Origin of the sequence: Micromonospora sp. DT41 (assembly GCF_049841715.1) — a bacterium.
In the GTDB taxonomy this organism is placed as follows: Bacteria; Actinomycetota; Actinomycetes; order Mycobacteriales; family Micromonosporaceae; genus Micromonospora; species Micromonospora profundi.
This window is the reverse complement of sequence record NZ_JBNCKU010000008.1, coordinates 153,273-174,890: the sequence shown is the minus strand read 5'-3', so window position 1 is coordinate 174,890 and position 21,618 is coordinate 153,273. Positions and strand designations below refer to the sequence as shown.

17 protein-coding genes are annotated in these 21,618 nt (G+C 71.7%); 6 read left to right on the top strand and 11 right to left on the bottom strand.

Annotation, left to right across the window (positions count from 1 at the left end):
- Positions 1-35: 35 nt before the first annotated feature.
- The 4 genes from ACLQ23_RS17275 to ACLQ23_RS17260 all read right to left on the bottom strand — a co-directional run bounded on the left by ACLQ23_RS17275 (position 36) and on the right by ACLQ23_RS17260 (position 4,827).
- Positions 36-251 carry an MbtH family protein gene (locus ACLQ23_RS17275; RefSeq protein ID WP_053660976.1) on the bottom strand — a complete coding sequence of 72 codons (216 nt, stop codon included), beginning with the start codon at positions 249-251 and terminating at the stop codon, positions 36-38.
- Between the two features lie 29 nt (positions 252-280).
- Positions 281-2,017, bottom strand: coding sequence for an amino acid adenylation domain-containing protein (locus tag ACLQ23_RS17270; protein WP_425880798.1), 1,737 nt, complete (start codon positions 2,015-2,017; stop codon positions 281-283).
- A 133-nt stretch (positions 2,018-2,150) separates the two neighbouring features.
- A complete protein-coding gene (locus tag ACLQ23_RS17265; protein WP_082377734.1) occupies positions 2,151-3,539 on the bottom strand; it encodes an FAD-binding oxidoreductase in 1,389 nt (462 codons plus the stop codon).
- Between the two features lie 49 nt (positions 3,540-3,588).
- Positions 3,589-4,827 carry an acyl-CoA dehydrogenase family protein gene (locus ACLQ23_RS17260; protein ID WP_053660731.1) on the bottom strand — a complete coding sequence of 413 codons (1,239 nt, stop codon included), beginning with the start codon at positions 4,825-4,827 and terminating at the stop codon, positions 3,589-3,591.
- Positions 4,828-5,228: 401 nt separating this feature from the next.
- Between ACLQ23_RS17260 and ACLQ23_RS17255 the strand changes: the two genes are divergently transcribed.
- From ACLQ23_RS17255 to ACLQ23_RS17240, 4 genes are all read left to right on the top strand, one after another.
- Positions 5,229-6,605 (top strand): condensation domain-containing protein, encoded by a 1,377-nt coding sequence (locus ACLQ23_RS17255; protein WP_053660733.1) that lies wholly within the window; start codon positions 5,229-5,231, stop codon positions 6,603-6,605.
- Positions 6,606-6,778: 173 nt separating this feature from the next.
- Positions 6,779-8,380: a 4-hydroxyphenylacetate 3-hydroxylase family protein gene (locus tag ACLQ23_RS17250; RefSeq protein WP_053660735.1), complete on the top strand. Its 1,602-nt coding sequence runs from the start codon at positions 6,779-6,781 to the stop codon at positions 8,378-8,380.
- A gap of 201 nt (positions 8,381-8,581) precedes the next feature.
- Positions 8,582-10,162, top strand: coding sequence for an MFS transporter (locus ACLQ23_RS17245; protein WP_053660738.1), 1,581 nt, complete (start codon positions 8,582-8,584; stop codon positions 10,160-10,162).
- Positions 10,163-10,527: 365 nt separating this feature from the next.
- Positions 10,528-11,781, top strand: coding sequence for an acyltransferase family protein (locus ACLQ23_RS17240; RefSeq protein WP_053660740.1), 1,254 nt, complete (start codon positions 10,528-10,530; stop codon positions 11,779-11,781).
- Between the two features lie 196 nt (positions 11,782-11,977).
- Here the strand turns inward: ACLQ23_RS17240 and ACLQ23_RS17235 are convergent, their stop codons facing one another.
- The 5 genes from ACLQ23_RS17235 to ACLQ23_RS17215 form a co-directional block, all read right to left on the bottom strand.
- Positions 11,978-12,751, bottom strand: coding sequence for an SDR family oxidoreductase (locus tag ACLQ23_RS17235; protein WP_053660741.1), 774 nt, complete (start codon positions 12,749-12,751; stop codon positions 11,978-11,980).
- A gap of 95 nt (positions 12,752-12,846) precedes the next feature.
- Positions 12,847-14,373 carry an FAD-binding oxidoreductase gene (locus ACLQ23_RS17230; protein ID WP_157553019.1) on the bottom strand — a complete coding sequence of 509 codons (1,527 nt, stop codon included), beginning with the start codon at positions 14,371-14,373 and terminating at the stop codon, positions 12,847-12,849.
- 138 nt (positions 14,374-14,511) lie between these two features.
- Complete coding sequence (locus tag ACLQ23_RS17225; protein ID WP_053660743.1) at positions 14,512-15,669, bottom strand: epoxide hydrolase family protein; 1,158 nt, start codon at positions 15,667-15,669, stop codon at positions 14,512-14,514.
- 16 nt (positions 15,670-15,685) lie between these two features.
- A complete protein-coding gene (locus ACLQ23_RS17220; RefSeq protein ID WP_053660745.1) occupies positions 15,686-17,053 on the bottom strand; it encodes an FAD-dependent oxidoreductase in 1,368 nt (455 codons plus the stop codon).
- 33 nt (positions 17,054-17,086) lie between these two features.
- Positions 17,087-17,491 carry an SgcJ/EcaC family oxidoreductase gene (locus ACLQ23_RS17215; protein ID WP_053660982.1) on the bottom strand — a complete coding sequence of 135 codons (405 nt, stop codon included), beginning with the start codon at positions 17,489-17,491 and terminating at the stop codon, positions 17,087-17,089.
- Between the two features lie 413 nt (positions 17,492-17,904).
- Between ACLQ23_RS17215 and ACLQ23_RS17210 the strand changes: the two genes are divergently transcribed.
- Both ACLQ23_RS17210 and ACLQ23_RS17205 read left to right on the top strand, forming a co-directional pair.
- Complete coding sequence (locus ACLQ23_RS17210) at positions 17,905-19,143, top strand: cytochrome P450 family protein (RefSeq protein WP_053660747.1); 1,239 nt, start codon at positions 17,905-17,907, stop codon at positions 19,141-19,143.
- Positions 19,144-19,185: 42 nt separating this feature from the next.
- Positions 19,186-20,202, top strand: coding sequence for an alcohol dehydrogenase catalytic domain-containing protein (locus tag ACLQ23_RS17205; protein ID WP_053660749.1), 1,017 nt, complete (start codon positions 19,186-19,188; stop codon positions 20,200-20,202).
- 52 nt (positions 20,203-20,254) lie between these two features.
- Here ACLQ23_RS17205 and ACLQ23_RS17200 read toward each other — a convergent pair whose 3' ends face one another.
- On the bottom strand, positions 20,255-20,926 hold the full coding sequence (locus tag ACLQ23_RS17200) for a TetR/AcrR family transcriptional regulator (RefSeq protein ID WP_053660751.1): 672 nt from the start codon (positions 20,924-20,926) through the stop codon (positions 20,255-20,257).
- A gap of 164 nt (positions 20,927-21,090) precedes the next feature.
- Positions 21,091-21,600 carry a hypothetical protein gene (locus ACLQ23_RS17195; RefSeq protein ID WP_053660753.1) on the bottom strand — a complete coding sequence of 170 codons (510 nt, stop codon included), beginning with the start codon at positions 21,598-21,600 and terminating at the stop codon, positions 21,091-21,093.
- Positions 21,601-21,618 lie beyond the last annotated feature (18 nt).

Here is a 21,618-nt window from a genome sequence, read left to right as displayed (position 1 = left end):
GCCACTCCTCCTCAGGGAACCGGCCGGCGGCGGGTTCAGGCCGGATGGTCGCGGTTCCGGGGCTGGCCGCCGGGCCACGGATCGACCCCGTGCGAGCAGACGTACGCCCGGCAGGTCGCGCGGTCCGTCGGACCGTGCACGGCCGTCCACCCGGGCGGGACGTCGATCGGGTACGGCCACAGCGACAACTCGCCGCCCGGGTTGACCAGCACGGAGAAGATGGCGTCGGAGACGTCGAAAGGGTTGGTCATCATGCTCTCCCGGCTCAGGTTCGCAAGGGTCAGGCCGCGACCGGGTCCAGGTGCCGCGCCAGCGCGGCAGGGCTGGGCGCGTCGAAGACCACGTCGATCGTGACCTCCAGACCCAGCACCGAGCGGATCCGACTGACAAGCCTCATTGCCTGCAGGGACTGCCCGCCCAGGTCGAAGAAGCTGTCGTCCGGACCGACCTGCGGCATGCCCAACACGTCGGCGAAGATCTCGCACAGTGCCCGCTCCCGCTCGGTGGCCGGCGCGCGGCCGGAGGCCGGAGCGGTCAGCTCCGGCACCGGCAACGCACGGCGGTCGACCTTGCCGTTGGAGGTGAGCGGAAGCCGGTCCAGCGTCACGACGACCGAGGGTGTCATGTAGTCGGGCAGCCGGCGGCCGACGTGCACGGTGAGGTCGGCGGTGTCGACGGGATCGCCGGCCGGGACCACGAAGCCCACCAGCCGGCGATCACCGCCCGGCGCCGGCACCGCGAGGACCGCGGCGTGCGCCACCGAGGGGTGCGTCTCCAGGGCCGCCTCCACCTCTGCCAACTCGACCCGGAAACCGCGGATCTTGACCTGGTCGTTGGCCCGGCCGCAGAAGTGCAGCACGCCGTCGGCGTCCCGGCGGACCAGGTCCCCGGTGCGGAACATCCGCTGCCCCGGCGGGCCGTACGGGTCGGCGACGAAGCTCTCCGCGGTGAGGTCGGGAGCGTCGGGGTAGCCCCGGGCCAGGCGTTCACCGGAAAGGTAGAGCTCGCCGACCACACCGTCCGGCACCGGCGCCAGCCGCTCGTCGAGCACCCGGTGCCCGACCCCGTGCAGCGGGCGGCCCATGGGCACCGCGCCGGACGGCGGCGTGGAGGCCGTCATCGGCGCGTGCATCGTGAACAGGGTGGCCTCGGTCTGGCCGTACGTGGCGCGGACGGTGAGGTCGGGGCAGTGTTCCAGGACCCCGCGCACCGCCTCGGCCGAGACGACGTCGCCACCGGTGAGCACCTCGCGTGCCCCGCTCAGGCAGGTCGGGTCCTCGTCGGCGAGGACCCGGAACAGCCCTGCGGTCAGGTGCAACCCGGTGACGCCGTGGTCGCGGATCAGCCGCCGCAGGGTCGCGGGATCCGGCACCCCGGGCGGGGCGACCACGACCCGGCCGCCGCGCAGCAGCGGCACCCACACCTCGTATGTGGACACGCTGAACGCGTGCGGTGCGAGCATCGGCACGACGTCGTGCCGGCCGCTGTCCCAGCACGGGTCGGCCACCAGGTCGAGCACCCCCCGGTGGGTCACCGCGACGCCCTTGGGCTGCCCCGTCGATCCCGAGGTGTACATGACGTACGCGACGCCGTCGGGTCGCGCCGGGACCGCTGGCGGCGCGCCGGCTTCGCTGGTTCCGTCGACGCGCAGCGTGCGGATCCCGATGGGCAGCGGGCGGTCCGCGGTGGCGGCGTGGGTGAGCGCCAACGTGGCACCGGAGCGGTCGAGGATCTGACGGATCCGCTCGTCGGGATGGGCCAGGTGCAGCGGCAGATAGGCGGCGCCCACCCGGAGCGTCGCGAGGAACGCGACCACCACGTCGGCCGAGCGCTCCAGCAGCACCGCCACCGGGGTCTGCGGGCGCGCGCCCCGGTCCACCAGGCGGGCGGCCAGGCGGTCGGCCTCGGCGTCCAGTTTCCGGTAGCTGACGCGGCGCTGGCCGTCGACGACCGCAATGGCGTCCGGCGTCCGCAGCACCTGCGCGGCGAAACGTTCCTGAATGGAGGTGAATCGCATCACGCACCTCTTTTCCCCGACAGTTTTCAATGGCGCGAATTGGTGTTCCGACTTGCAGAAAGCGTCCCACCTGGATCACCGGGAGACATCTCCCGAATTGCCCTGACGGGGCGGGCGCGGTGGCGGATTCTGATCAGCGCACCGCTGACGCGTTCGGTGCGACGTCGAGGCGAAACAGATCGTCCGGGTCGACCCGGCGGCGGACCCGGTCGACCACGGCGACCTGGTCGGCGTCCAGGTGCAGCTGCGGCTGGTCGACGGTCTCGACGAAGGTAGGTGCCGTACGCCCGGTGTTCCAGGGCGTCAGCGTCCGGCGCACGGTCGCGCAGTGCCCACGGATGTCGTCGACCGTCACCAAACCGAACGGCATGCCCCCGCTGACGTAGGCGTAGCGGGCGGGGAGATGGTCGAGGATGCCGCCGTCCGGGTCGGGCACGGCCAGTGCCCCTCCGAGTTGACGCAGCTCGGCGTTGATCAGGGGGGAACCGGAGTCCGGCCCCACCGAGGCCAGGAACGCCGCCGCACCGGATTCGTCCAGCTCGTCGAGCAGCATGTGGTCGCCGACAAGCGGCACCGGCTCGGCCGGGTCCAGGTGGGTGGCGAGCACGTCGATCGGCCCGGCGGTGGTCCAGCTGTCCTGGATTGTCGGCGCCACGGCGCGCAGCGGACCGAGCAGCTCGTCGGCCACCCGCTGGGCGTCGGGCAGCTCGTCGGCGGTGGCCGCGAGCACCGCGCCGTCGACGCACACCACTGTTCCGGCGGACAGGGCAGACGGGATCACCCCCTCGATGGCCGGCAGGTTCATCACCCGAAACGTGGTCGTCGCCCGGTCCGGTGCGTGCCGGGTCCAGCCTCGCCACGCGTCCAGCAGGGCGGGCGCGTGGGCCGCCGGCCAGAACGCCGCGCCGGTCACCACGGCGGCCACCGGATGCAGCGCGACCTCGACGGCGGTGACCACGCCGAATCCACCGCCACCACCGCGCAGGGCGTGGAACAGCTCCGGATCGTTGTCCGCGTCCACGCGGCGGTACTCCCCGTCGGCGGTGACCAGTTCCACAGCCCGGACCCGGTTCCCCGCCAGGCCCACCTGCCGGCCGTAGAAACTGACTCCGCCGCGCAGCAGATAGCCGACGACGCCGACGGTGGGCGAGGAACCGTGCGGCGCGGCGAGCCCGTACGCGGCGGCGGCCTGCGCCACCTCGCCCCACCGGGTGCCCGCCGGCACCCGGGCCACCCGCGCCAGCGGGTCGATCGACACCCCGCCGGTCAGGCGGGTGCGTATCAGCAGGCCGCCGTCGACCGGCCGCGCGGCGGCGCTGCCGTGGCCCGTCGAGTGCACACGAACGTGCCAGCCGCGGCGGCGCGCGTCCAGGATCGCGGCGCGCACCTGCCCGACCGTGCGGGCGGTCACGGCGGCTGCCGGGCGTACGGGAGCCGCAAGGTTGAACACCTCGACGGCGGCCCGGTATCCGGCGTCCGCCGGGAACAGCGTCAGCCCGTCCACCTCACCGACATTGGTCACCACAGCCTCCAGGGGGTTCCGGCGCGCCGGTGGCCGGCGACGCGGGGTGTCAGCCCACCGCGAAGTGGGCCCGGGTGTACTCGCGGGTGGCCCGGGTGGGAAGGAAGACGGCGAAGCCCGCGTGGGTGTGCAGCATGGACATGTCGCGCCAGATCCGTTCCAGACGCTCACCGTGGCGTACCGCGCTCGAACCGGCCGTCGGGAACAGGTGCCGCTCGACGGCCTGCCAGCACAGCCGGATCACCTGTCGGCAGATGGTGGCCAGGCGCAGATCCTGCTCCCGGGTGAATGCCTCTGGTCCGGCGGCGCAGAGCGCGTTCCACTGGCGGACCGCGTCGCGCAGAGCGGCCTCGGCCGTCGCGATCATGCCGGTGGCCTCGCCGTACCAGATCTGGTAGTCGGGGTCCTCCGCGCGGCCGACGACCGGCGGGAATGCGGTCCGCCGCGACCGCATCAGCTCGCCGTAGACGTCCAGCGCGCCGTACGCCATGCCGATGGCGAGTGCGGCCACCTCGAACACCATGAAGCTGATCGGGCCGCCTCCGTACTGCGGGTTGCCGTGCAGCGTCCGGCCGGGCGTGCCTGCGCTCACGTCGACCTCACTGAGGTGGGTGTCCGGGAGGACGAACCTCGCGGGCAGGTCGGCGTCGACGGTGATGCTGTGCGATCCGCTGCCCCGCAGTCCGAGCTGCCCGCCCCAGTCGTCGAGTCGCCGCCACTGCTGCCGGGGTGCCACGAACAGCACCGGTCGAGGCGGCCCACCGTCGGTCGGCTCGGCCAGCGCGTGCCCGAGGAAGTGCGTGCCGTACGGCGCGCCGGAGCAGTAGTTCCAGGTGCCGGTGACCCTCCAGCGCCCGTCCGGGCCTCGGCGTGCGGTGCCGGAGGGAACGATCGTCGCCGGGCAGACGAAGTCGCCGCCGGCGAAGAGTTCCGCCTGGGCGGGCTCGTCGAACAGGGTCGCCACGGCGACCGCGTGGGTGGCGCCGAGGCAGTACATCCAGCCGGTCGACGGGCAGGCCCGGGCCAGTTCGGTAACCACGGCGAGGAAGGTGCCGATGTCTGTCTCGTAGCCGCCGTAGCGGCGCGGCACCAGCATCCGGTGGAACCCGGCGCGCTGGAACCGGGCGTGCACGTCCGAGGCGTAGAAGGTGCGGTCTTCGGTTTCGGCCTGCCGCTGGACCAGCAGCGGGGCCAGCTCCCGGGCGCGTTCGAGCAGTTCGGTGGGACTCGGGACGGGCTCCGGCGACGAGGCGGGCACCGACCCGGCCTGCTCCCTGACGACCGCCATGGCAGCACGCTCCTTCACCGTCGATCCTCGTCGCGTCCGCCGCGCCGGGTGGCGCGGACGGTCGCCCTGCCGCCGGTCCGCGGCCCGGCCAGCGTCACACCGCGCCGGCCGGACGGTCACCTTCCGGGTTGCGGTCTGCCGCAGGGGCCGGACAACGCCGCCGATGCCGACCGAGGGTGCGACCGCACCGCCGTCCGGGTCGCCCGGCGGCGCTGCGCACGCTGAGAGAAGGGGCGTCCCCGGGCTGCCGGTAGCGTCGATCGCGGTCACCACGGCCGTGCCGGCGCGCGCCCGGCCGTCGGGCCGCGCCGACCGCCACCACAGGCGGTGTCGGCTGGATTCCCCCGCAGGCCCCCGCAGGCCCGCCGAGCCCGGGCCCCGCACCGAAGGAGCCCCTCAGGATGGACACCGCGCCAAGCGTGACCACCGGCCGCCCACTGCTCAGCGGCATTCCGCTGTCGTACAACCAGGAGTTCCTCTGCGGTTTCGACCGCGGCGACGAGGAGGGCCCGTTCGGCCCGCACAACCACATCGTGCACGGCTGGCGGCTGCGCGGGCGGGTGGACGGCCCGACGCTGCGTTCGGCCCTGGGTGACCTGGTCGTCCGCCACGAGACCCTGCGGACCCGGATCGTCCGCGACGAAACCCAGCCGCACCAGGAGATCTTCGCCGCCGTCCTGCCCGACCTGGACGAACGCGAGGAGCGTGGCCTCGACGCCGAGGCCCGGGAGCTGCGGGTGGAGGAGCTGCTCAACGAGATCGAGTCCGGCGAGTTGCCGGTCGGCCGGCTGCCGCTGCTGCGCGCCACCCTGATCCGCTTCGACGACGACGACGCCCTGCTGGCCGTCGTCGTGCACCACACGGCGACCGACGGCTGGTCGGTGCGCGTCCTCGCCCGCGACCTGGCCGACCGGTACGCCGCCCGACGCGGACACCCGGGCCACGACCTGCCGCCCACCACCCCCTACCGGGAGTACGCACGATGGCAGCGGTCGCTGCCTGCGGAGTCGGCGGAGCCCGCCCGGCGGTACTGGCGCGACGAGCTGCGCGAGGCGCGGATCTTCGCGGTGCCCACGGACCGGCCCAAGTCGACCGGCCTGCCGGAGTCCACCGCCGTGTACCGGTTCCTCATCGACTCGTCGCTTGTCGCACCGGCGCTCCACGTGGCCCGGGCCACCCGCAGCACTCCGTTCATGGTGCTGCTGGCGGCCTTCACGGTGCTGGTGAGACGACGGACCGGCGCGGACGACGTCGTGGTGCCGACGTTCTCGCCCGGCCGCGCCGACGACCGGTTCACCTACACCGTGGGCCCGTTCTTCAACCTGCTGCCACTGCGTACCCGGTTCGAGGGCTGCCGGACGTTCCTCGACGTCGTGGCCCGCGTACGACGGTCCTGCCTGGACGGCTACGGCCACGACCTGCCGTTCCCGCAGATCGCCGCCGAGGCCCCCGAGCTGATGCTCCCGGTGATGGGCGACGACGGCGCGGCCTGCGTGTTCCAGGTCTTCCCGTTCCCCTTCGTGCTCGACGACGAGTGGGTGGGCGACCTCGTCTGGACGGAGATGCGTCGACGCCTGCTCTCCCAGCAGGTCGGTTCGGACGTGCCGAACGGCGCACTGTGGACGCTCAACCTCGATCCGGCCGGGGACGTGGTGGGCAGCGTGCAGTACAACAGCAACCTCTACGACGAGCGCACGATCATCGAGTTGGTCCGCGGCTACCGCGAGGTGCTGGCCGAGGTCGTGTCGGCGGCCGACGGCCCGCTGCGTTCGGCCTGACCGATGCCGCAATCGAGAAGACCCGTGGCGGCCGGGACCGCTGCCAGGATGAGGACAACCTCCACTCCGGCCGCCCGACGACGGCCGCGCACTCTCCGACGTTTCCCACCCGCCCGGATCGTGGCGTCGGCGGGCGCCCGCGCGCGAGTGGAGTACGACGCAGGAGGTGCCCGATGACCCAGGCCGCCCAGGCGCGCTCGACGGCCCCCGGCCCGGAGCCGGACGGCGGCACGGCCCGCCGGTCCACCCGCCCGCTCACCGGCGACGAGTACGTGGAGAGCATCCGCGACTCCCGGGAGATCTATCTGTACGGTGACCGGGTCCGCGACGTGACCACGCACCCGGCGTTCCGCAACCCGGTCCGGATGACCGCCCGCCTGTACGACGCGCTGCATGATCCGCAACACCGCGCCGAGCTGACCGGGCCGACCGACAGCGGCAGCGACGGCTGGACACATCGCTTCTTCACCACCCCGCACAGCGCGGAGGATCTGGTGGGCGCGCAACGGGCCATCGCGGCGTGGGCCCGGATGAGCTACGGGTGGATGGGGCGCAGCCCCGACTACAAGGCGTCGTTCCTCGGCACGCTGGGCGCCAACGCCGACTTCTACGACCCGTTCGCCGACAACGCCCGCCGCTGGTACCGGGAGTCGCAGGAGCGGGTGCTGTTCTGGAACCACGCCATCGTGCACCCGCCGGTGGACCGCAACCGCCCGGTGGACGAGATCGCCGACGTGTTCATCCACGTGGAGCGGGAGACCGACGCCGGGGTGGTGGTGAGCGGGGCGAAGGTGGTGGCCACGGGTTCCGCGCTTAGCCACTACAACTTCGTGGCGCACTACGGTCTGCCGATCAAGAAGAAGGAGTTCGCCCTGGTGGCGACAGTCCCGATGGACGCGGCCGGGGTGAAACTGATCTGCCGCCCGTCGTACGGGGCAGCCGCCGCGGCGATGGGCAGTCCGTTCGACTATCCCCTCTCGTCCCGGCTGGACGAGAACGACACGATCCTCGTGCTGGACAAGGTGCTGATCCCCTGGGAGAACGTCTTCGTCTACGGCGACATCGGCAAGGTGCAGACATTCGCCGGCCGGTCGGGGTTCGTCGAACGGTTCACCTTCCACGGCTGCACCCGGCTGGCCGTCAAGTTGGAGTTCATCGCCGGGTTGCTGGCCAAGGCCCTGGAGATCACCGGCACCCAGGACTTCCGGGGCGTGCAGGCCCGGCTGGGTGAGGTACTTGCCTGGCGCAACCTGTTCTGGGGTCTGTCCGACGCCGCCGCGCGCAATCCGGTGCCCTGGCGTAACGGCGCGGTGCTGCCCAACCCGCAGTACGGCATGGCGTACCGCTGGTTCATGCAGATCGGGTATCCGCGGGTCCGCGAGATCATCCAGCAGGACGTGGCCAGCGGCCTGATCTACGTCAACTCTGCGGCGGACGACTTCCGCAACCCCGATGTCCGCCCCTACCTCGACCGGTACCTGCGCGGCTCGAACGGCACGGACGCGGTGGAGCGGGTGAAGGTGATGAAGCTGCTCTGGGACGCGGTGGGCACCGAGTTCGCGGGTCGGCACGAGTTGTACGAGCGCAACTACGCCGGCAACCACGAGAACACCCGGGTGGAGCTGCTGCTCGGCCAGGTGGCCGACGGGCAGCTCGACGGCTACAAGGCGTTCGTCGAGTCCTGCCTGGACGAGTACGACCTGGATGGCTGGACGGTGCCCGACCTGTCGTCGATGGAGGACGTCCGGGCGCACCTGGCGCGCGGCGGTGGGTGACGCCGAGCGCGGTCGGAGGACCACGCGGACCGCCGTCGCGCGACGCGACGCACCGAGTGACGACATCAGCACCATCCGCGCCATCCATGGCGTACGATCGTCCGCATCTTGTGGACGGTGTCCACAAGATGCGGACGTCCCGCTGGCGCCCAGCGCCCGGACGAGCCCCGAGACAGCCCTGGGAACGAGGAAGGAACTCCCATGCACGATGCGACCCTGACGGCCGTGGGCCAGCGGGCAGGACGCCGACAGTGGTTGGGGTTGGCTGCGCTGGCCCTGCCCACGCTGCTGGTGGCCATCGACAACGGCGTCCTGATCCTGGCGTTGCCGAAGCTCAGTGCCGACCTCGCGGTCTCCGGCACGCAGCAGTTGTGGATCACCGACGTCTACGGCTTCATGCTCGCCGGCTGGCTGATCACCATGGGCACCCTCGGAGACCGGGTCGGCAGGCGCCTGTTGCTGCTGGTGGGTGCTGTCGCGTTCACCGCCGCGTCGGTGCTGGCCGCCTACTCCACGAGCGCGGAGATGCTCATCCTCGCCCGTGCGGCGATGGGCATCGCGGGCGCCACGCTCATGCCGTCCACACTGGCTCTGATCATGAACATGTTCGCGGACGCCAAGCAACGCGGGTTCGCCATCGCCACCTGGGCCACCTGCCAGTTCGTCGGCTCGGCCCTCGGCCCCGTCGTCGGCGGCCTCCTGCTGGAGCACTTCTGGTGGGGTTCGGTCTTCCTGCTCGGCGTGCCGGTGATGCTGATCCTGCTGCTGGTCGGTCCGGTGCTGCTGCCCGAGTACCGCAGCCCGGGCGCCGGGCGTCTCGACCTGGTGAGCGTCGCGCTCTCGCTCGCCGCCATCCTGCCGATCATCTACGGCATGAAGGAGTTGGCGGTGCACTCCGGCGCCGAGCCGCTCGTGCCGACCACCGCCATCGTCGTCGGCCTGATCTTCGCCGTCGTCTTCGCCCAGCGCCAGCGCCGCCTGGAGTCTCCGCTGCTGGACCTGAGCCTGTTCCAGAACCGGTCCTTCACCGTCCTGCTGTCCGCGATGCTGTTCACCGGCGCCGCGATGGCCGGTCTCGGTCTGCTCAGCAGCCAGTACGTGCAGAGTGTCGCCGGCCTGACTCCGGGCGAGTCCGGCCTGTCACTGGCCCCGATGGGCATCTCGATCGCGGTCGGGACGATGCTCGCGCCGGTCCTCGTCCGGCGGATCAAGCAGGGCACCGTGATCTCCGTCGGCCTCGCCATGTCGACGCTCGGCTTCGTGCTCATGACCCTTGTGGACGCGACCGGCGGATTGGTCGTCGTGGTGCTCGGCATCGTGCTCATCTTCCTGGGCGACGGGCCGCTTGTCGCCCTCGGCACCGGCCTGATCATGGGCTCGGTGCCGCCGGAGCGGGCCGGTTCCGCAGCCGCGATGTCCGAGACCAGCCTCAACCTGGGCGGCACCCTCGGCATGGCGGTGCTGGGCACGGTGGGCGCCGCGATCTACCGCGGCCAGATGAGTGACGCCGTGCCGGCCGGGTTGTCGGCGGACGAATCGGCGGTCGCCAGGGAGACGATCGCCGGTGCCACGGCCGTGGCCGACGGGCTGCCGGCCGGGCCCGCCGCGCAGTTGCTCGACGCTGCCCGGGAGGCGTTCACCACCGGGCTCAACGTGGCGGCGGCGATCGGTGTCGCCATCTTCGTGGTGTGCACCATCCTTATCGCCGTCACGATGCGGCAGCGCGACAAGGAGACCGTGGCGAGCGAGCCGACCCCCGCGGAGGAACCGGCGACCGCGTAAGTGTGATCGGGCACGAGCCTTCCGGCGTGCACGGCTGAGGTCCCCCCGGTCAGCCGCCGCCGGACTGCGGGCCGGTGGAGTGTGAACACGCACTCCACCGGCCCATTTTTGGTGCTCGGTGCCGGGCGCGTCGCTCGCGGCGGGAATGCGGCGCGGCGGGTATCCGCCCCCGCGCAAGGTGCGCAATCTGAAAGACGTGCGGTCAGTGACCTCGTTGCTAGTTTTCAGCAACCAGTCAGCCGCATCGACCGGAACTGGCGTCGAGCGGTCCTCGCCGGCAGCGCTGACGAACGGGAGCTGCGAGGTCGTACGCCAGGAGCGGTGACGCGGTTCGCCATCCATCCCGCTCCCGAAGGTAGCCTCCCATGACAGCTGGACAGGACGTCAGACCCACCCGGCTTCCCTCCCTGACCGGGCTGCGGTTCCTCGCCGCCCTCCTGGTCTTCATCAACCACGTGCAGCACTTGGGCATCTTCGCCAACGCGTCGGTGCAGAAGGGGTACGTCACGGCCGTCGAGAACGCCGGCCAGATGGGCGTCTCCTTCTTCTTCATCCTCAGCGGTTTCGTGCTGACCTGGGTCGCCCGGCGCGACGACACCGTCGGGTTGTTCTACCGGCGGCGGTTCTTCAAGATCGTCCCGAACCACGTCGTGGCCTACCTGGCCTCCCTCGGCCTGCTACTGGCAGCCGGGGTGCCGCTGATGGCACCCGAGGCGTTTGCCAACCTCTTCCTCATCCAGGCGTGGATGCCCAGCTCCGACTACATCGTGTACTCGATCAACGGGGTCACCTGGTCGCTCTCGGTCGAGTTGCTGTTCTACATCAGCTTCCCGCTGCTGATCCTGCTGGTGGGCCAGCTGCGACCGCGGCGGCTCTGGGCCTGGTTCGCGGGAATCGCAGTCGCGTCGGTGGTCCTCCCGCTCGTCGTCGCGCAGTTCCTGCCCGCCACCCCGAAGAGCCCGTTCGCCGGTCCCGACTCCTGGCCGGTGCTGTGGATCAGCTACTTCTTCCCGCCGATGCGCCTGTTCGAGTTCGTCGCCGGCATGATCCTGGCCAAGATCGTCCTGGCCGGCCGGTTCCCGCGGATCGGCGCGCTGCCGATGGCCCTGCTGACCGTCGCCGCGTACGTCCTGTCCGTCATGGTCCTCCCGCCCTACTCGGCGTACTACGTCTCGGCGCTCTACCTGGTGCCGATGGGCCTGCTCATCGCCGCCCTGGCCGTCGCCGACGACGAGGGCCGACGCACCGCGACCGGCAGCCGGCCGATGGTGTGGCTCGGTGAGATCTCCTACGCCTTCTTCCTGATCCACCTGTTCATCCTCTTCAACACCCACGGCGCGCTCGCCGGCCAGTGGGCGGGTTGGGGCGCCTACGAACGCAAGGCGCTCAGCACGCCGCTGGCGGTGCTGTTCATCCTGGCCGTGCTCGCCCTCTGCGTGCTGCTGTCCTGGCTGATGTACGCGTTCGTCGAACGGCCGATGATGCAGCACTTCTCCCGTCCGCGTCGCAGCGGACACCCCGTCGGCGCCGCCCCCACCGATCCAGCCGCCCAGCCCACCTCGCCCGCACCCGCCGGGTCGTCGGTGAACCCACCGGCGTCCACCTCCACCGGCGCCTGACCCCCTCTTCGTACGCCGCCTCCGCCCCGGGGCTCCGTCCACCGACGGATGACCCGGGGCGGAGGTCTGCCCGCGCCCCGCCCGACCCGACCGGGACGGCCCCGGAAGCGGCCGGTCCCGCAGACCGGACCGTGCCGGCGAACACGGCGAACGGCCAGGTCCCCGGGGGAACCTGGCCGTTCGCCGAGCGCTGGGCTCAGTGGTGGTGCTCGCCACCGTTGACGTCGAGGCACTGGCCGCTGACCGCCCGAGCCAGGTCGGACATGAGGAACACCACCGCGTCGGCGACGGCGTCCGCCTCGGGCAGGCGGCGCAGGTCGATGTTCGCGGCCACCTCGTCGTACACGTCCTGCACGGATACGCCGCGCTCGCCCGCCAGGTGCGCGAACCAGCCACGCAGGGCGTCGGCCCAGATGTAGCCCGGCGCCACCGTGTTCACCCTGATGCCGCGCGGACCCAGCTCGGCGGAGAGCGTCTGGGCCAGGGCCAACAGGCTCGCCTTCGACATCTTGTACGCCCCGAACAGGGGCTTGGACTCGCGGATGACACTGGAGTTCACCATCACCACCGAGCCGGCGCTCTCCTCCAGGGCCGGAGCGAAGAGCCGGGTCACCCGCAGCGCGCCGAAGACGTTCGTTTCGAAGCCGGCGCGGACCGCGTCGAAGTCGACGTCGTCCAGCCCGACCAGGGGCGGATTGGCGAAGGCGTTGTTGACCACCGCGTCCACCCGGCCGAGGGTGCCCACAGTGGCCTCGACCAGGGCGGCGACCGACGCCTCGTCGGTGATGTCGGTAGGCACCGCCAACGCCCTCCGACCCTCCTTCTCGACCTCCTCGGCCACCTCGGCGAGCACCGACTCGCTCCGCGCGGCCAGCACCACGTCGGCGCCCCGGCGGGCGCTCTGCACGGCGATCGCGCGACCCAGACCGGGCCCGACGCCGGAAACCACCACAACCTTGTCCTGCAACATGCTCGGCTCCTCACGAAATCGGGACGGGACGCGGCCGGCCGTCGACCGGCCGACCGGCGCACCGCCCGCCCACGGCGGGCGGGCGGGTGGACGGGTCAGGCCGGCAGCTCGACGGAGAGGCCGTGCCGGAACACGTCACCCGGGTCGTAGCGCCGCTTCACCGCCTGCAGGCGGGGGTAGTTGCCCTTGTAGTACAGCTCCTGCCAGGGCACACCCGACGTGTTCCAGGCGGGGTCGGCGAGGTCGACGTCCGGGTAGCCGATGTAGGAGCCGTCCGTCCGGTCGTCGCAGACCGGCACCCCGCCGGTCTCGGCGAACAGGTCTCGGTAGAACTCGCGTACCCAACCGATGTGGACGTCGTCCTCGGCGGCGTCCTGCCACATACCGGCACTGCACATGGCCTTGAGGATCGAATCGCGCTGCGGCATGGCGGTGGCGTCCGGCGCGACCGCGCCCACCCGACCGCCGAACCCGGTGAGCAGGATGCAGGCGCTGGGGTTGGCGTAGTCGTCCCGGGTCAGGTGCCGCCACACCGCCGCGAGTTGCCGGTCGGTCAGACCGCGACGCAGGTAGGCCGCCTTGTTCTTGTACCGACCCTTCGGGTCGTTGGGCCAGCTGTACGACGGCATCCACTCACTCATCCACGGCATCACCTGGTCGACCGTCATACTCGGCTCCACACCGCTGCCCGCGCACATCGCTTCGAGCTGGGCGTCGAGCAGCTTGTCGCTGCCCGGAACCGACTCGTCGATCACCGCGGTCATCACGAACATCGGCGCCGATCGGTGCATGACGATGAGGTTCGTCCACATGTGGGCGTACGGGGAGTCCGGGGCGCTGTTGCGCTCGTACCAGGTGCAGTAGTTGCGGATCAGGGTGGTGAGCGCCGACTCGGTCATCGTCTCCCACGACCACATGACGTCCCGCCGCCGCATCCGGGCCGGCGCCTTCGGCAGGACCGCCTCCGGCTCGTCGGACGTCGCGTCCGGGCTACGCATCCAGTAGCGGGTGATGACGCCGAAACTGCCGCCCCCCGCCCCGGTGTGGGCCCACCACAGATCGTGGTGCGGGTCGTCGGGCTCGCGGGTGGCGACCACCGCCTGCGCCCGGCCCTCGTCGTCGACCACGACCACCTCGACGGCGTACAGGTGGTCGACCACGAGACCGTCGCGGCGGGACAGGTGGCCGTAGCCGCCGGCCGAGAAGTGCCCGCCCACGCCCACCTCGAAGCAGGTGCCGGCCGGCACCGTGACACCCCAGCGCGTGAACAGCGCCCGGTAGACGTGACCCAGCTTCGCCCCACCACCGATCGACACGGCGCGAAGCCGCTCGTCGTACGAGATGTCGTCGAGCTGGGACAGGTCGAGCAGCACCTGCGTATCGGGCAGGGCGCTGAAGTTCTCGAAGCAGTGCCCGCCGCTGCGCACCACGATCCGCTTGCCGGCTGTCACCGCGGCCTGGACCGCCTCGACGACCTGCTCCGTCGACGTCGGCACCCGGATGACCTCCGGCCGGGCCACGAACCGGTGGTTGTAGGCGTCGAGCAGGTTCTCGTAGCGCGGGTCGTCGGGGGTGACGGTGGCGGCGCCGGCAATCGTGCCGGGTCGATCGGTCATGGTCATGGAACTCCCTCCGGTAGGCGTTCGCGGTCCACCGACCGTGGCACGGGGCCGATCGGTGGGGCATCTCTGGACGTGCGCTCTGCGCCGGGCGCGACGACCGGAGGCGCCCGGCGCGTGCCCGGGCGCCTCCGGTGCTGGTCACCGCAGCGGTCGGACGAACTCCCGTACGTCACCGACGAACAGTTGGGGCTGCTCCAGGGCGGCGAAGTGCCCGCCCCTGTCGAACTCCGTCCACCGGGCCAACGTGGGCAGGATCGCCTCGGCCCACCGGCGGATCGGGCGCACGGCGTCGTGCGGGAACACCGCCACCCCGACCGGCGCCCGCAGCGGCCACGGGCCGGCCCAGGTGCCGACGAACTCCTCGTCGAGCCGGTTGGACTCGTAGTAGAGCTGGGCGCTGGAGCCGGCGGTGCCGGTCAGCCAGTACAGCGAGGCGTTGGTGAGCAGCCAGTCGCGGTCCGCGGCGTCCTCGGGTCCCTTGGTGGACTCGCTCCACTCCCAGAACTTCTCCACGATCCACGCGAGCTGACCGACCGGCGAGTCGGTCAGGGCGTACGCCAGGGTCTGCGGGCGGGTCGACTGGATCTTGCGCCAGCCGGCGCCGTCCTGCTCGAAGTGCGCCGCGAACTCCAGTCGGGCCAGGTCCTCCGCCGGCAACCCCTCGAATGCGGCCGGATCCTGCGGCGGGAACGTCGCCAGCATGTTGACGTGCACTCCGAGGACGTGGTCGGGGTCGGCGAGACCGAGTTTGAGCGACACCGGCGAGCCCCAGTCGCCGCCCTGCGCCACGTAACGGTCGTAGCCGAGCCGGCGCATCAGCTCCGCCCAGGTCCGGGCGACCCGGTCGATGTTCCAGCCGGTCTCCCGCGGCGCGCTGGAGAAGCCGTAGCCGGGCATCGAGGGGATGACCAGGTGGAAGGCGTCGCGGGCATCGCCGCCGTGGGCCGCCGGGTCGGTGAGCGGCCCGATGACGTCGAGGAACTCCAGGAACGAGCCCGGCCAGCCGTGGGTGAGCACCATCGGCACGGCGGTCGGCTCCGGCGACCGGACGTGCAGGAAATGGACGTCCACACCGTCGATGTCCGTGACGAACTGCGGGATCTGGTTCAGCCGGGCCTCGGCGGCCCGCCAGTCGTAGCCGTCGCGCCAGTAGCCGGCCAGCTCCCGCAGGTAGTCAAGCGGGACGCCGCGGCGCCAGCCCACGTCGGGCAGCTCGCCGGGCCACCGGGTGTGGTCGAGCCGCAGGCGCAGGTCGTCGAGGGCTGCCTGCGGTATGTCGATGCGGAACGGACGCATGGGTCACCTCTCGCGGTCAGACGGTCCGGGGGCGCGACGGCAGGGGCAGCCGCCGCCGTACGGCCTGCCACAGGACGCGGGCCGCGGTGCCGGGGCGCATCAGCGCCGACGGCGGGTCGATCAGGCCGGCGGCCCGGATGAAGGCGTTGGTCAGATGGGCGTCGTGGGCGGCGCCGTCGTGCAGGCGGGACACGTACGCGTTGGCCAGCCGGACCTGGAGCGTCCGGTGACCCTCCACCCCGGCGTAGCCGAGGTCGGCACCGGCGGAGAAGCCCCACGGCACGGCCACTGTGGTGGCGATGTCCCGGAAGAACGCCGCGGCCTGCGGCAGGCCGCCCCGGCGCAGGTGGTCGCGCAGCACCAGTGACTCCAGCGCCGCCACCGTCATGCCCTGGCCGTACACCGGGTTGAAGCTGCACACCGCGTCGCCCATCACCAGCAGGCGCTCGGGGAACCGGTCGAGCTGCTCGTAGTGACGCCACACGCTGGCCGGGAACTGGAACGTGACCGGGTCGTCGATGGGCTCGGCGTTCTTGACCGCCTCGTAGATCTCGGTCGCGGGCAGCGACCGGACGAAGGCCAGGAAGCCCTCCGGGTCGGTGGGCGGGTGGTCCCCCAGCACCCCCGTGAGCGAAAGCTCCACCCGGTTGCCCGGCCCCGGCAGGCGGTAGAAGAAGCCGCCGCGCGGGTGGCTGGGCGTCGCGATCGGGATGACCGCGATCTCCTTACCGAACGGGTCGTCCGACAACCGGTAGTGCCGGGTCGTGTAGGCAAGGCCCACCTTGACCCGCTGCTCCGGCGGCCTGGCGTAGCCCAGCTCCGCCAGCCACGCCGGGGTCCGGGAACCACGTCCGGTCGTGTCCAGGACGAGATCGGCGTCGAGCACCCGCTCGGCCTGGTCGTCACCGGAGCGCACCCGCACGCCGGTGACCGCGCTGCGGTCCGCGGTGGTGACCAGGTCGAGGATGTCGTGCCGCTCCAGGAAGGTGACGTTGTCGATTTTCTGGACCCGCTGGCGGACGTGGAACTCCAGCACCGGCCGGGTCGCCGGCACGGACAGCAGGCCGGTGTGCCCCGAGCGGACCCGCCGGCCGTTGAAATACCAGCGGATCCCGCCGCTGAAGTCCCCCGGCGTGACACCCGCGTCGATGAGCTCGGTGGTCAGCCCTGGAAACTGCGCCTCCAGGATCTGCTGCCCCCGGGCCACCAGTCCGTGCGCGTGACCGCCGTGCGGCACACCGCGCCGGACCCCCTCCACCCCGGTCAACTCGTCGCGGTCGACGAGGATCACCTCGGAAAACGACTCGGACAGCACCCGGGCGGCCAGCAGGCCGGCCATGCTGCCGCCGAGCACCACGACCCGGTCACCGACACGGTTAGCCATCGCGGCCCCCTCTCTGCTCTCGCGACCCGTGGCTCAGGCGCCGACGGGGGTGTTCTGGTAGGCGGCGACCAGCCACTGCCCGTCCTCGCGGCCGATCACCCAGGTGGCCCGGATGGTGCGCTCGGGCGCGACCTCGGTCTCGCCCGGGGCGAGCACGCCGCCGCGGGTCACCACCACGACGACGTCCTCGCCGACCGCGCGGACCGACAGCGGCTCGCCGAAGACCCGCGTGCCGCTGTACGGGCCGGCGTACGCCTGCCGCATGAAGGCCCGGATCTGCTCCCGGCCGGTCAGGAACACGTCACCCGGCAGGATCATCGTGCCGTCCTCGGTGAACGTGTCGGCGAATGCGTCGCCGTCGTTCTTCTCCCATGCCGCGACTATCCGCGACGGTACGGCGACGGCTTCCTCGGCAACGCTGAACTGGTTTACCGGCATGTTCTTCTCCTTGTCGACGACTGCGCAAAAAGGCGACGGCAGGGCCGCGATGAGATCCGGTCTGGCCGGCGCCGTGACGCGGTCGGTACGCGCCGGTACCTGCCGGCGGTCCGACCACTGGGAGCCTGGCACCTGCGGATGCGCGGTGGCACCTCCTGGATTGCGGTCCGTTCGACCGGCCCGCCGAACTGCTCCGGGGCGGCGGCACGATGGCGCCTCCGCACCCGGTGCGGCAATTCTGAATAACTGGATCACGGCGCCTGCTGGTTACAGTCGAGCGGGCACAGCGCTGCTGAAGCCGCCCATTGTTCGGGGCCGAATAATCAATTAATCGCCGACCAACCGATACGTGCGGAACCACTCCGCGCACGATGTCGGTGGTCGACGGTCCCCATTTCTCCCGGAGGTTTCGCATGACCGGTCAGGCTGTGATCATCGACCCCAGTGGCAGGGACATCCACGGCGAGGGCGCCCGCATCCGCGCCAACGGGCCGGTCTCCCGGATCGTCCTGCCGGGCGGGGTTCCCGCGTGGTCCATCACCGGGCAGGAGGCAGCCCGCGAAGCCATGGCGGACCCGCGTCTGTCCAAGGACCCGCGCCGACACTGGCGCGCGTACACCGAGGGCCACATCGGCGACGACTTTCCGCTGATCGGCTGGGTGCTGATGGAGAACATGACCACCAGCTACGGCCCCGACCACGCCCGGCTGCGCCGGCTGACCGCGAAGGCGTTCACCCCCCGCCGGGTGGAGGCGCTGCGCCCCCAGGTGCACCAGGCGGTACGCGAACTGCTCGACGACCTCGCCGCCACACCGTCCGGCGAGGTCGTCGACCTCAAGCGGCGGTACGCGCACCCGCTGCCGGCGCGGGTCATCTGCGACCTGTTCGGGGTGCCCGAGGAGTCCAGGGCGCAGATTCTGCGCGGCGGTGAGGTCAACGTGGACACCACAATCAGTCCCGAGGAAGCGGCGGCCAACGTCGCCCAGTGGCACCAGGACCTGCAGGACTTCGTGGACGCCAAGCGCGCGGCACCCGGCGACGACCTCACAAGCGACCTGCTCTCGGCGCAGGAGGAGGACGGTTCCCGGCTCAACGAGGGCGAGCTGATGGGCACCCTGCACCTGATGCTCGCCACCGGCACGGAGCCGGTGATGAACCTGATCGCCAACACCGTACGGGCGCTGCTGACCCGACCCGACCAACTGGCTCTGGTGCGGAGCGGGGCGGTGCCCTGGGGCGACGTCATCGAGGAGACGCTGCGGGCGGAGGCGCCGGTCGCGCACCTGCCGTTCCGGTTCCCGCTGGAGGATGTCACGATCGCCGGCGTCACCATCCCGCGCGGCGAGCCCGTGCTGATCAACTTCGCGGCCATCGGACGCGACCCGCAGGTGCACGGCGCGACCGCCGACCGGTACGACGTGACCCGCGCCGACAAGACGCACCTGTCCTTCGGCTACGGGATGTACCGGTGCATCGGCAACCAGCTCGCCCTGCTGGAGGCGTCGATCGCGTTGCCGGCGCTCTTCGAGCGCTTCCCGGATCTGGCGCTCGGCCTTCCGCCGGAGCAGATCGAGCCGCAGGTCACCTTCATCATGAACGGCGTCGCGGAGTTGCCCGTGCGGCTCACCGCCGCGGTGCCGGCGGCGGCCTGACCGTCACCAGTGTCCCGACGAGCCCGAAGAGGTGGTCCAGTGATGAAAGCCGCGGTCGTACCGGGTGTGAAGCAGCGGTGGGAACTGCGCGAGGTGCCGACGCCCCAACCGGGTCCTGGGGAGGTGCTGATCCGGGTCAGGGCCAGCGGGGTGTGCGGCAACGACGTGTGGCTCACCGACGGCACGTATCCGTACCCGCCGCTCGATCCGATGATCGCCGGGCACGAGCCCGCCGGTGAGGTGGTCGAGGTGGGGCCGGGCGTGACGTCGCGTCAGGTGGGTGACCGGGTCGGCGCGACCTGGGTGCAGGGCACCTGCGGCACCTGCGCCTACTGCCGCCTGCACCTGCCGTTGACCGGCCAGTCGGGCATGAACTGCGTGGCCCCCGCGATGACCGGAATGACCCGTCAGGGCGGGCACGCCGAGTTCATCGCGGTGCCGGCGGCCAGCACGGTCCTGCTGCCTGCGGGGCTCCCGTACGAGCAGGCCGCCCCGATGCTCTGCGCCGGCTACACGGCGTGGTCGGCGCTGCGCGCCGCCGATCCGCAGCCGCACGAGCGGGTGGCGGTGCTCGGCATCGGCGGGCTGGGTCACCTGGCCGTGCAGTTCTCCCGGGCCTGCGGGTTCGAGACCATCGCGATGACCCGCAGCGCGGACAAGCACGACCTGATCCGCAAGCTCGGGGCCGACCTGGTGCTCACCGACGGCGACGACCTGCGGGACGCCGGCGGCGCCGACGTCATAGTGGTCACCGGCACGTCGTACGCCGCCGCCGCGCAGGCCCTGTCGGGTCTGCGGGTCAACGGCCGGATGGTGCTGGCGACAATCGACCCCGCCGGCTCGTTCACCATCGACCCGAGCCGGCAGTTCTTCGCGCAGAACCACCGCGTGCTCGGTGCGACCCACAACGGCCTGCCGTACCTGGTGCAGGCGCTGGAGATGGCCGCCCAGGGGGCGGTGACCCCGATGGTGGAGCCCTTCGAGGCGGAGCAGGTCGCCGCGGCTGTCGACCGGGTCGCCTCGGGCGACGTCCGGTTCCGCGCCGTCGTCACCTACTGACACCCGACGGCCCGCGCGCCGGTCGACCCCACCGGGTCGGCCGGCGTCGCCGTCACAGCCCCTTCTCCACCATGTCCAGCAACAGTTGCCCGACGTGGGCGGCTTCGGCGTCGTCCACACTGCGCAACGGCCCGTCGATGAGCAGCGTCGCCAGGCCGTGGACGGCGGACCAGGCCAGGAACTCGGCCTGGGGTCGCCGCCGCGCCGGCAGGGCACCCACCTCCACGAGTTGGTCCAGGGCACCGGCAAGTAGCGCGAACGGGCTGTGCCCACTGTGCCCGCCCTTGTCCGGGCTGGTGGCGGTGGTCAGGTCCGCGGGCACCGAGACGGCGGTGCGGAACAGCCCCGGCTCGGCTCGCGCGAAGCGCAGGTAGCCGGTGCCGACGGCGCGCAGGTGTGCCCGGGCCTGGGCCACCGGGTCACCGTCGGCGGGTACGGCCGCGAGTTCCGTCTCGATCGCGATCGCCAGCGCGGACTGGGCCGAGGAGCACACCGCGTGCAGCAGGGCGTCGCGGTCGGCGAAGTGCCGGTAGGCGGCGTTGGGCGCCACCCCCGCCCGGCGGGTCGCCTCCCGCAGCACGACCGCGTCCGGTCCGCCGGCCCGGGCCATCTCCAGGCCCGCTTCGAGCAGGGCCCGGCGCAGGTCGCCGTGCCGGTAGGTGCTGCGTCGCTGGCCTGGTGACCCGGTCTCCGGGCCCGGCTGTTCGGCGCGCAGACCAGTCATCGTCGCTCCATGTGGACACCGTACACAAGCAGGTGGACCGCCGTGAGCCGGCACTCCGAAACTCCCTGAGCGTAACCGCGCCGCCCGACGCCGCCCCGGCGCGGACCGGCCCCGGACAGACGGATGCCCGCCAGCGCCTCGCGCTGGCGGGCATCCGGATCGACTCAGATCAGCTGGCCCGTGCAGGCGTCGTCGATGTACGCCTGCTTCGCCGCCGCGTCCCGGTTGGACTGCAGGTAGCGCGACCACCCACGGCGTTCGTGCGAGGTGCAGTCCAGCTCCACGACCTCCTGGGTCGGCCGCAGGAAGCCCGGCTTCGGCGGGTACGGCAGGAAGCCCTCCTGGTCCTTGTAGTAGAGGCCCTGCCACATCTCGGTCTTGTCCCGCCACACGCAGACCAGCATGAAGTACTTCGCACCGTCACGGTGCAGCATCACGAAGCCGATCTCTTTGCGAAACTCCAGCCGCCCGGCCTCGACCTCGGCCCGCAGGAAGGCGCGCGCCTCGTCGCTGACCTCGGGCGTGGCCTCCTGGTCGGCCAGGCGAATGTCGTACCACTTGAGATACCCACCGGGCACAGCCAGGTTCTCGCCGGGGAAGATCTGCTTGTCCTGGTGCTTCCAGTCGCTCGGGTACTCGGCCAGGTCGTCAAGGTGGGAAATCGTCTGGGTCACGGAACCGCTACCGCCTCA

Excerpts from the sequence above, each read along its gene's own strand:
- ACLQ23_RS17205 (WP_053660749.1), top strand. The coding sequence starts at position 19,186 with ATGAAAGCCGCGGTCGTACCGGGTGTGAAGCAGCGGTGGGAACTGCGC.
- ACLQ23_RS17235 (WP_053660741.1), bottom strand. The coding sequence starts at position 12,751 with ATGTTGCAGGACAAGGTTGTGGTGGTTTCCGGCGTCGGGCCCGGTCTG.
- ACLQ23_RS17220 (WP_053660745.1), bottom strand. The coding sequence starts at position 17,053 with ATGGCTAACCGTGTCGGTGACCGGGTCGTGGTGCTCGGCGGCAGCATG.
- ACLQ23_RS17210 (WP_053660747.1), top strand. The coding sequence starts at position 17,905 with ATGACCGGTCAGGCTGTGATCATCGACCCCAGTGGCAGGGACATCCAC.
- ACLQ23_RS17225 (WP_053660743.1), bottom strand. The coding sequence starts at position 15,669 with ATGCGTCCGTTCCGCATCGACATACCGCAGGCAGCCCTCGACGACCTG.
- ACLQ23_RS17260 (WP_053660731.1), bottom strand. The coding sequence starts at position 4,827 with ATGGCGGTCGTCAGGGAGCAGGCCGGGTCGGTGCCCGCCTCGTCGCCG.
- ACLQ23_RS17255 (WP_053660733.1), top strand. The coding sequence starts at position 5,229 with ATGGACACCGCGCCAAGCGTGACCACCGGCCGCCCACTGCTCAGCGGC.
- ACLQ23_RS17230 (WP_157553019.1), bottom strand. The coding sequence starts at position 14,373 with ATGACCATGACCGATCGACCCGGCACGATTGCCGGCGCCGCCACCGTC.
- ACLQ23_RS17245 (WP_053660738.1), top strand. The coding sequence starts at position 8,582 with ATGCACGATGCGACCCTGACGGCCGTGGGCCAGCGGGCAGGACGCCGA.
- ACLQ23_RS17215 (WP_053660982.1), bottom strand. The coding sequence starts at position 17,491 with ATGCCGGTAAACCAGTTCAGCGTTGCCGAGGAAGCCGTCGCCGTACCG.
- ACLQ23_RS17250 (WP_053660735.1), top strand. The coding sequence starts at position 6,779 with ATGACCCAGGCCGCCCAGGCGCGCTCGACGGCCCCCGGCCCGGAGCCG.
- ACLQ23_RS17200 (WP_053660751.1), bottom strand. The coding sequence starts at position 20,926 with ATGACTGGTCTGCGCGCCGAACAGCCGGGCCCGGAGACCGGGTCACCA.
- ACLQ23_RS17240 (WP_053660740.1), top strand. The coding sequence starts at position 10,528 with ATGACAGCTGGACAGGACGTCAGACCCACCCGGCTTCCCTCCCTGACC.
- ACLQ23_RS17270 (WP_425880798.1), bottom strand. The coding sequence starts at position 2,017 with ATGCGATTCACCTCCATTCAGGAACGTTTCGCCGCGCAGGTGCTGCGG.
- ACLQ23_RS17275 (WP_053660976.1), bottom strand. The coding sequence starts at position 251 with ATGACCAACCCTTTCGACGTCTCCGACGCCATCTTCTCCGTGCTGGTC.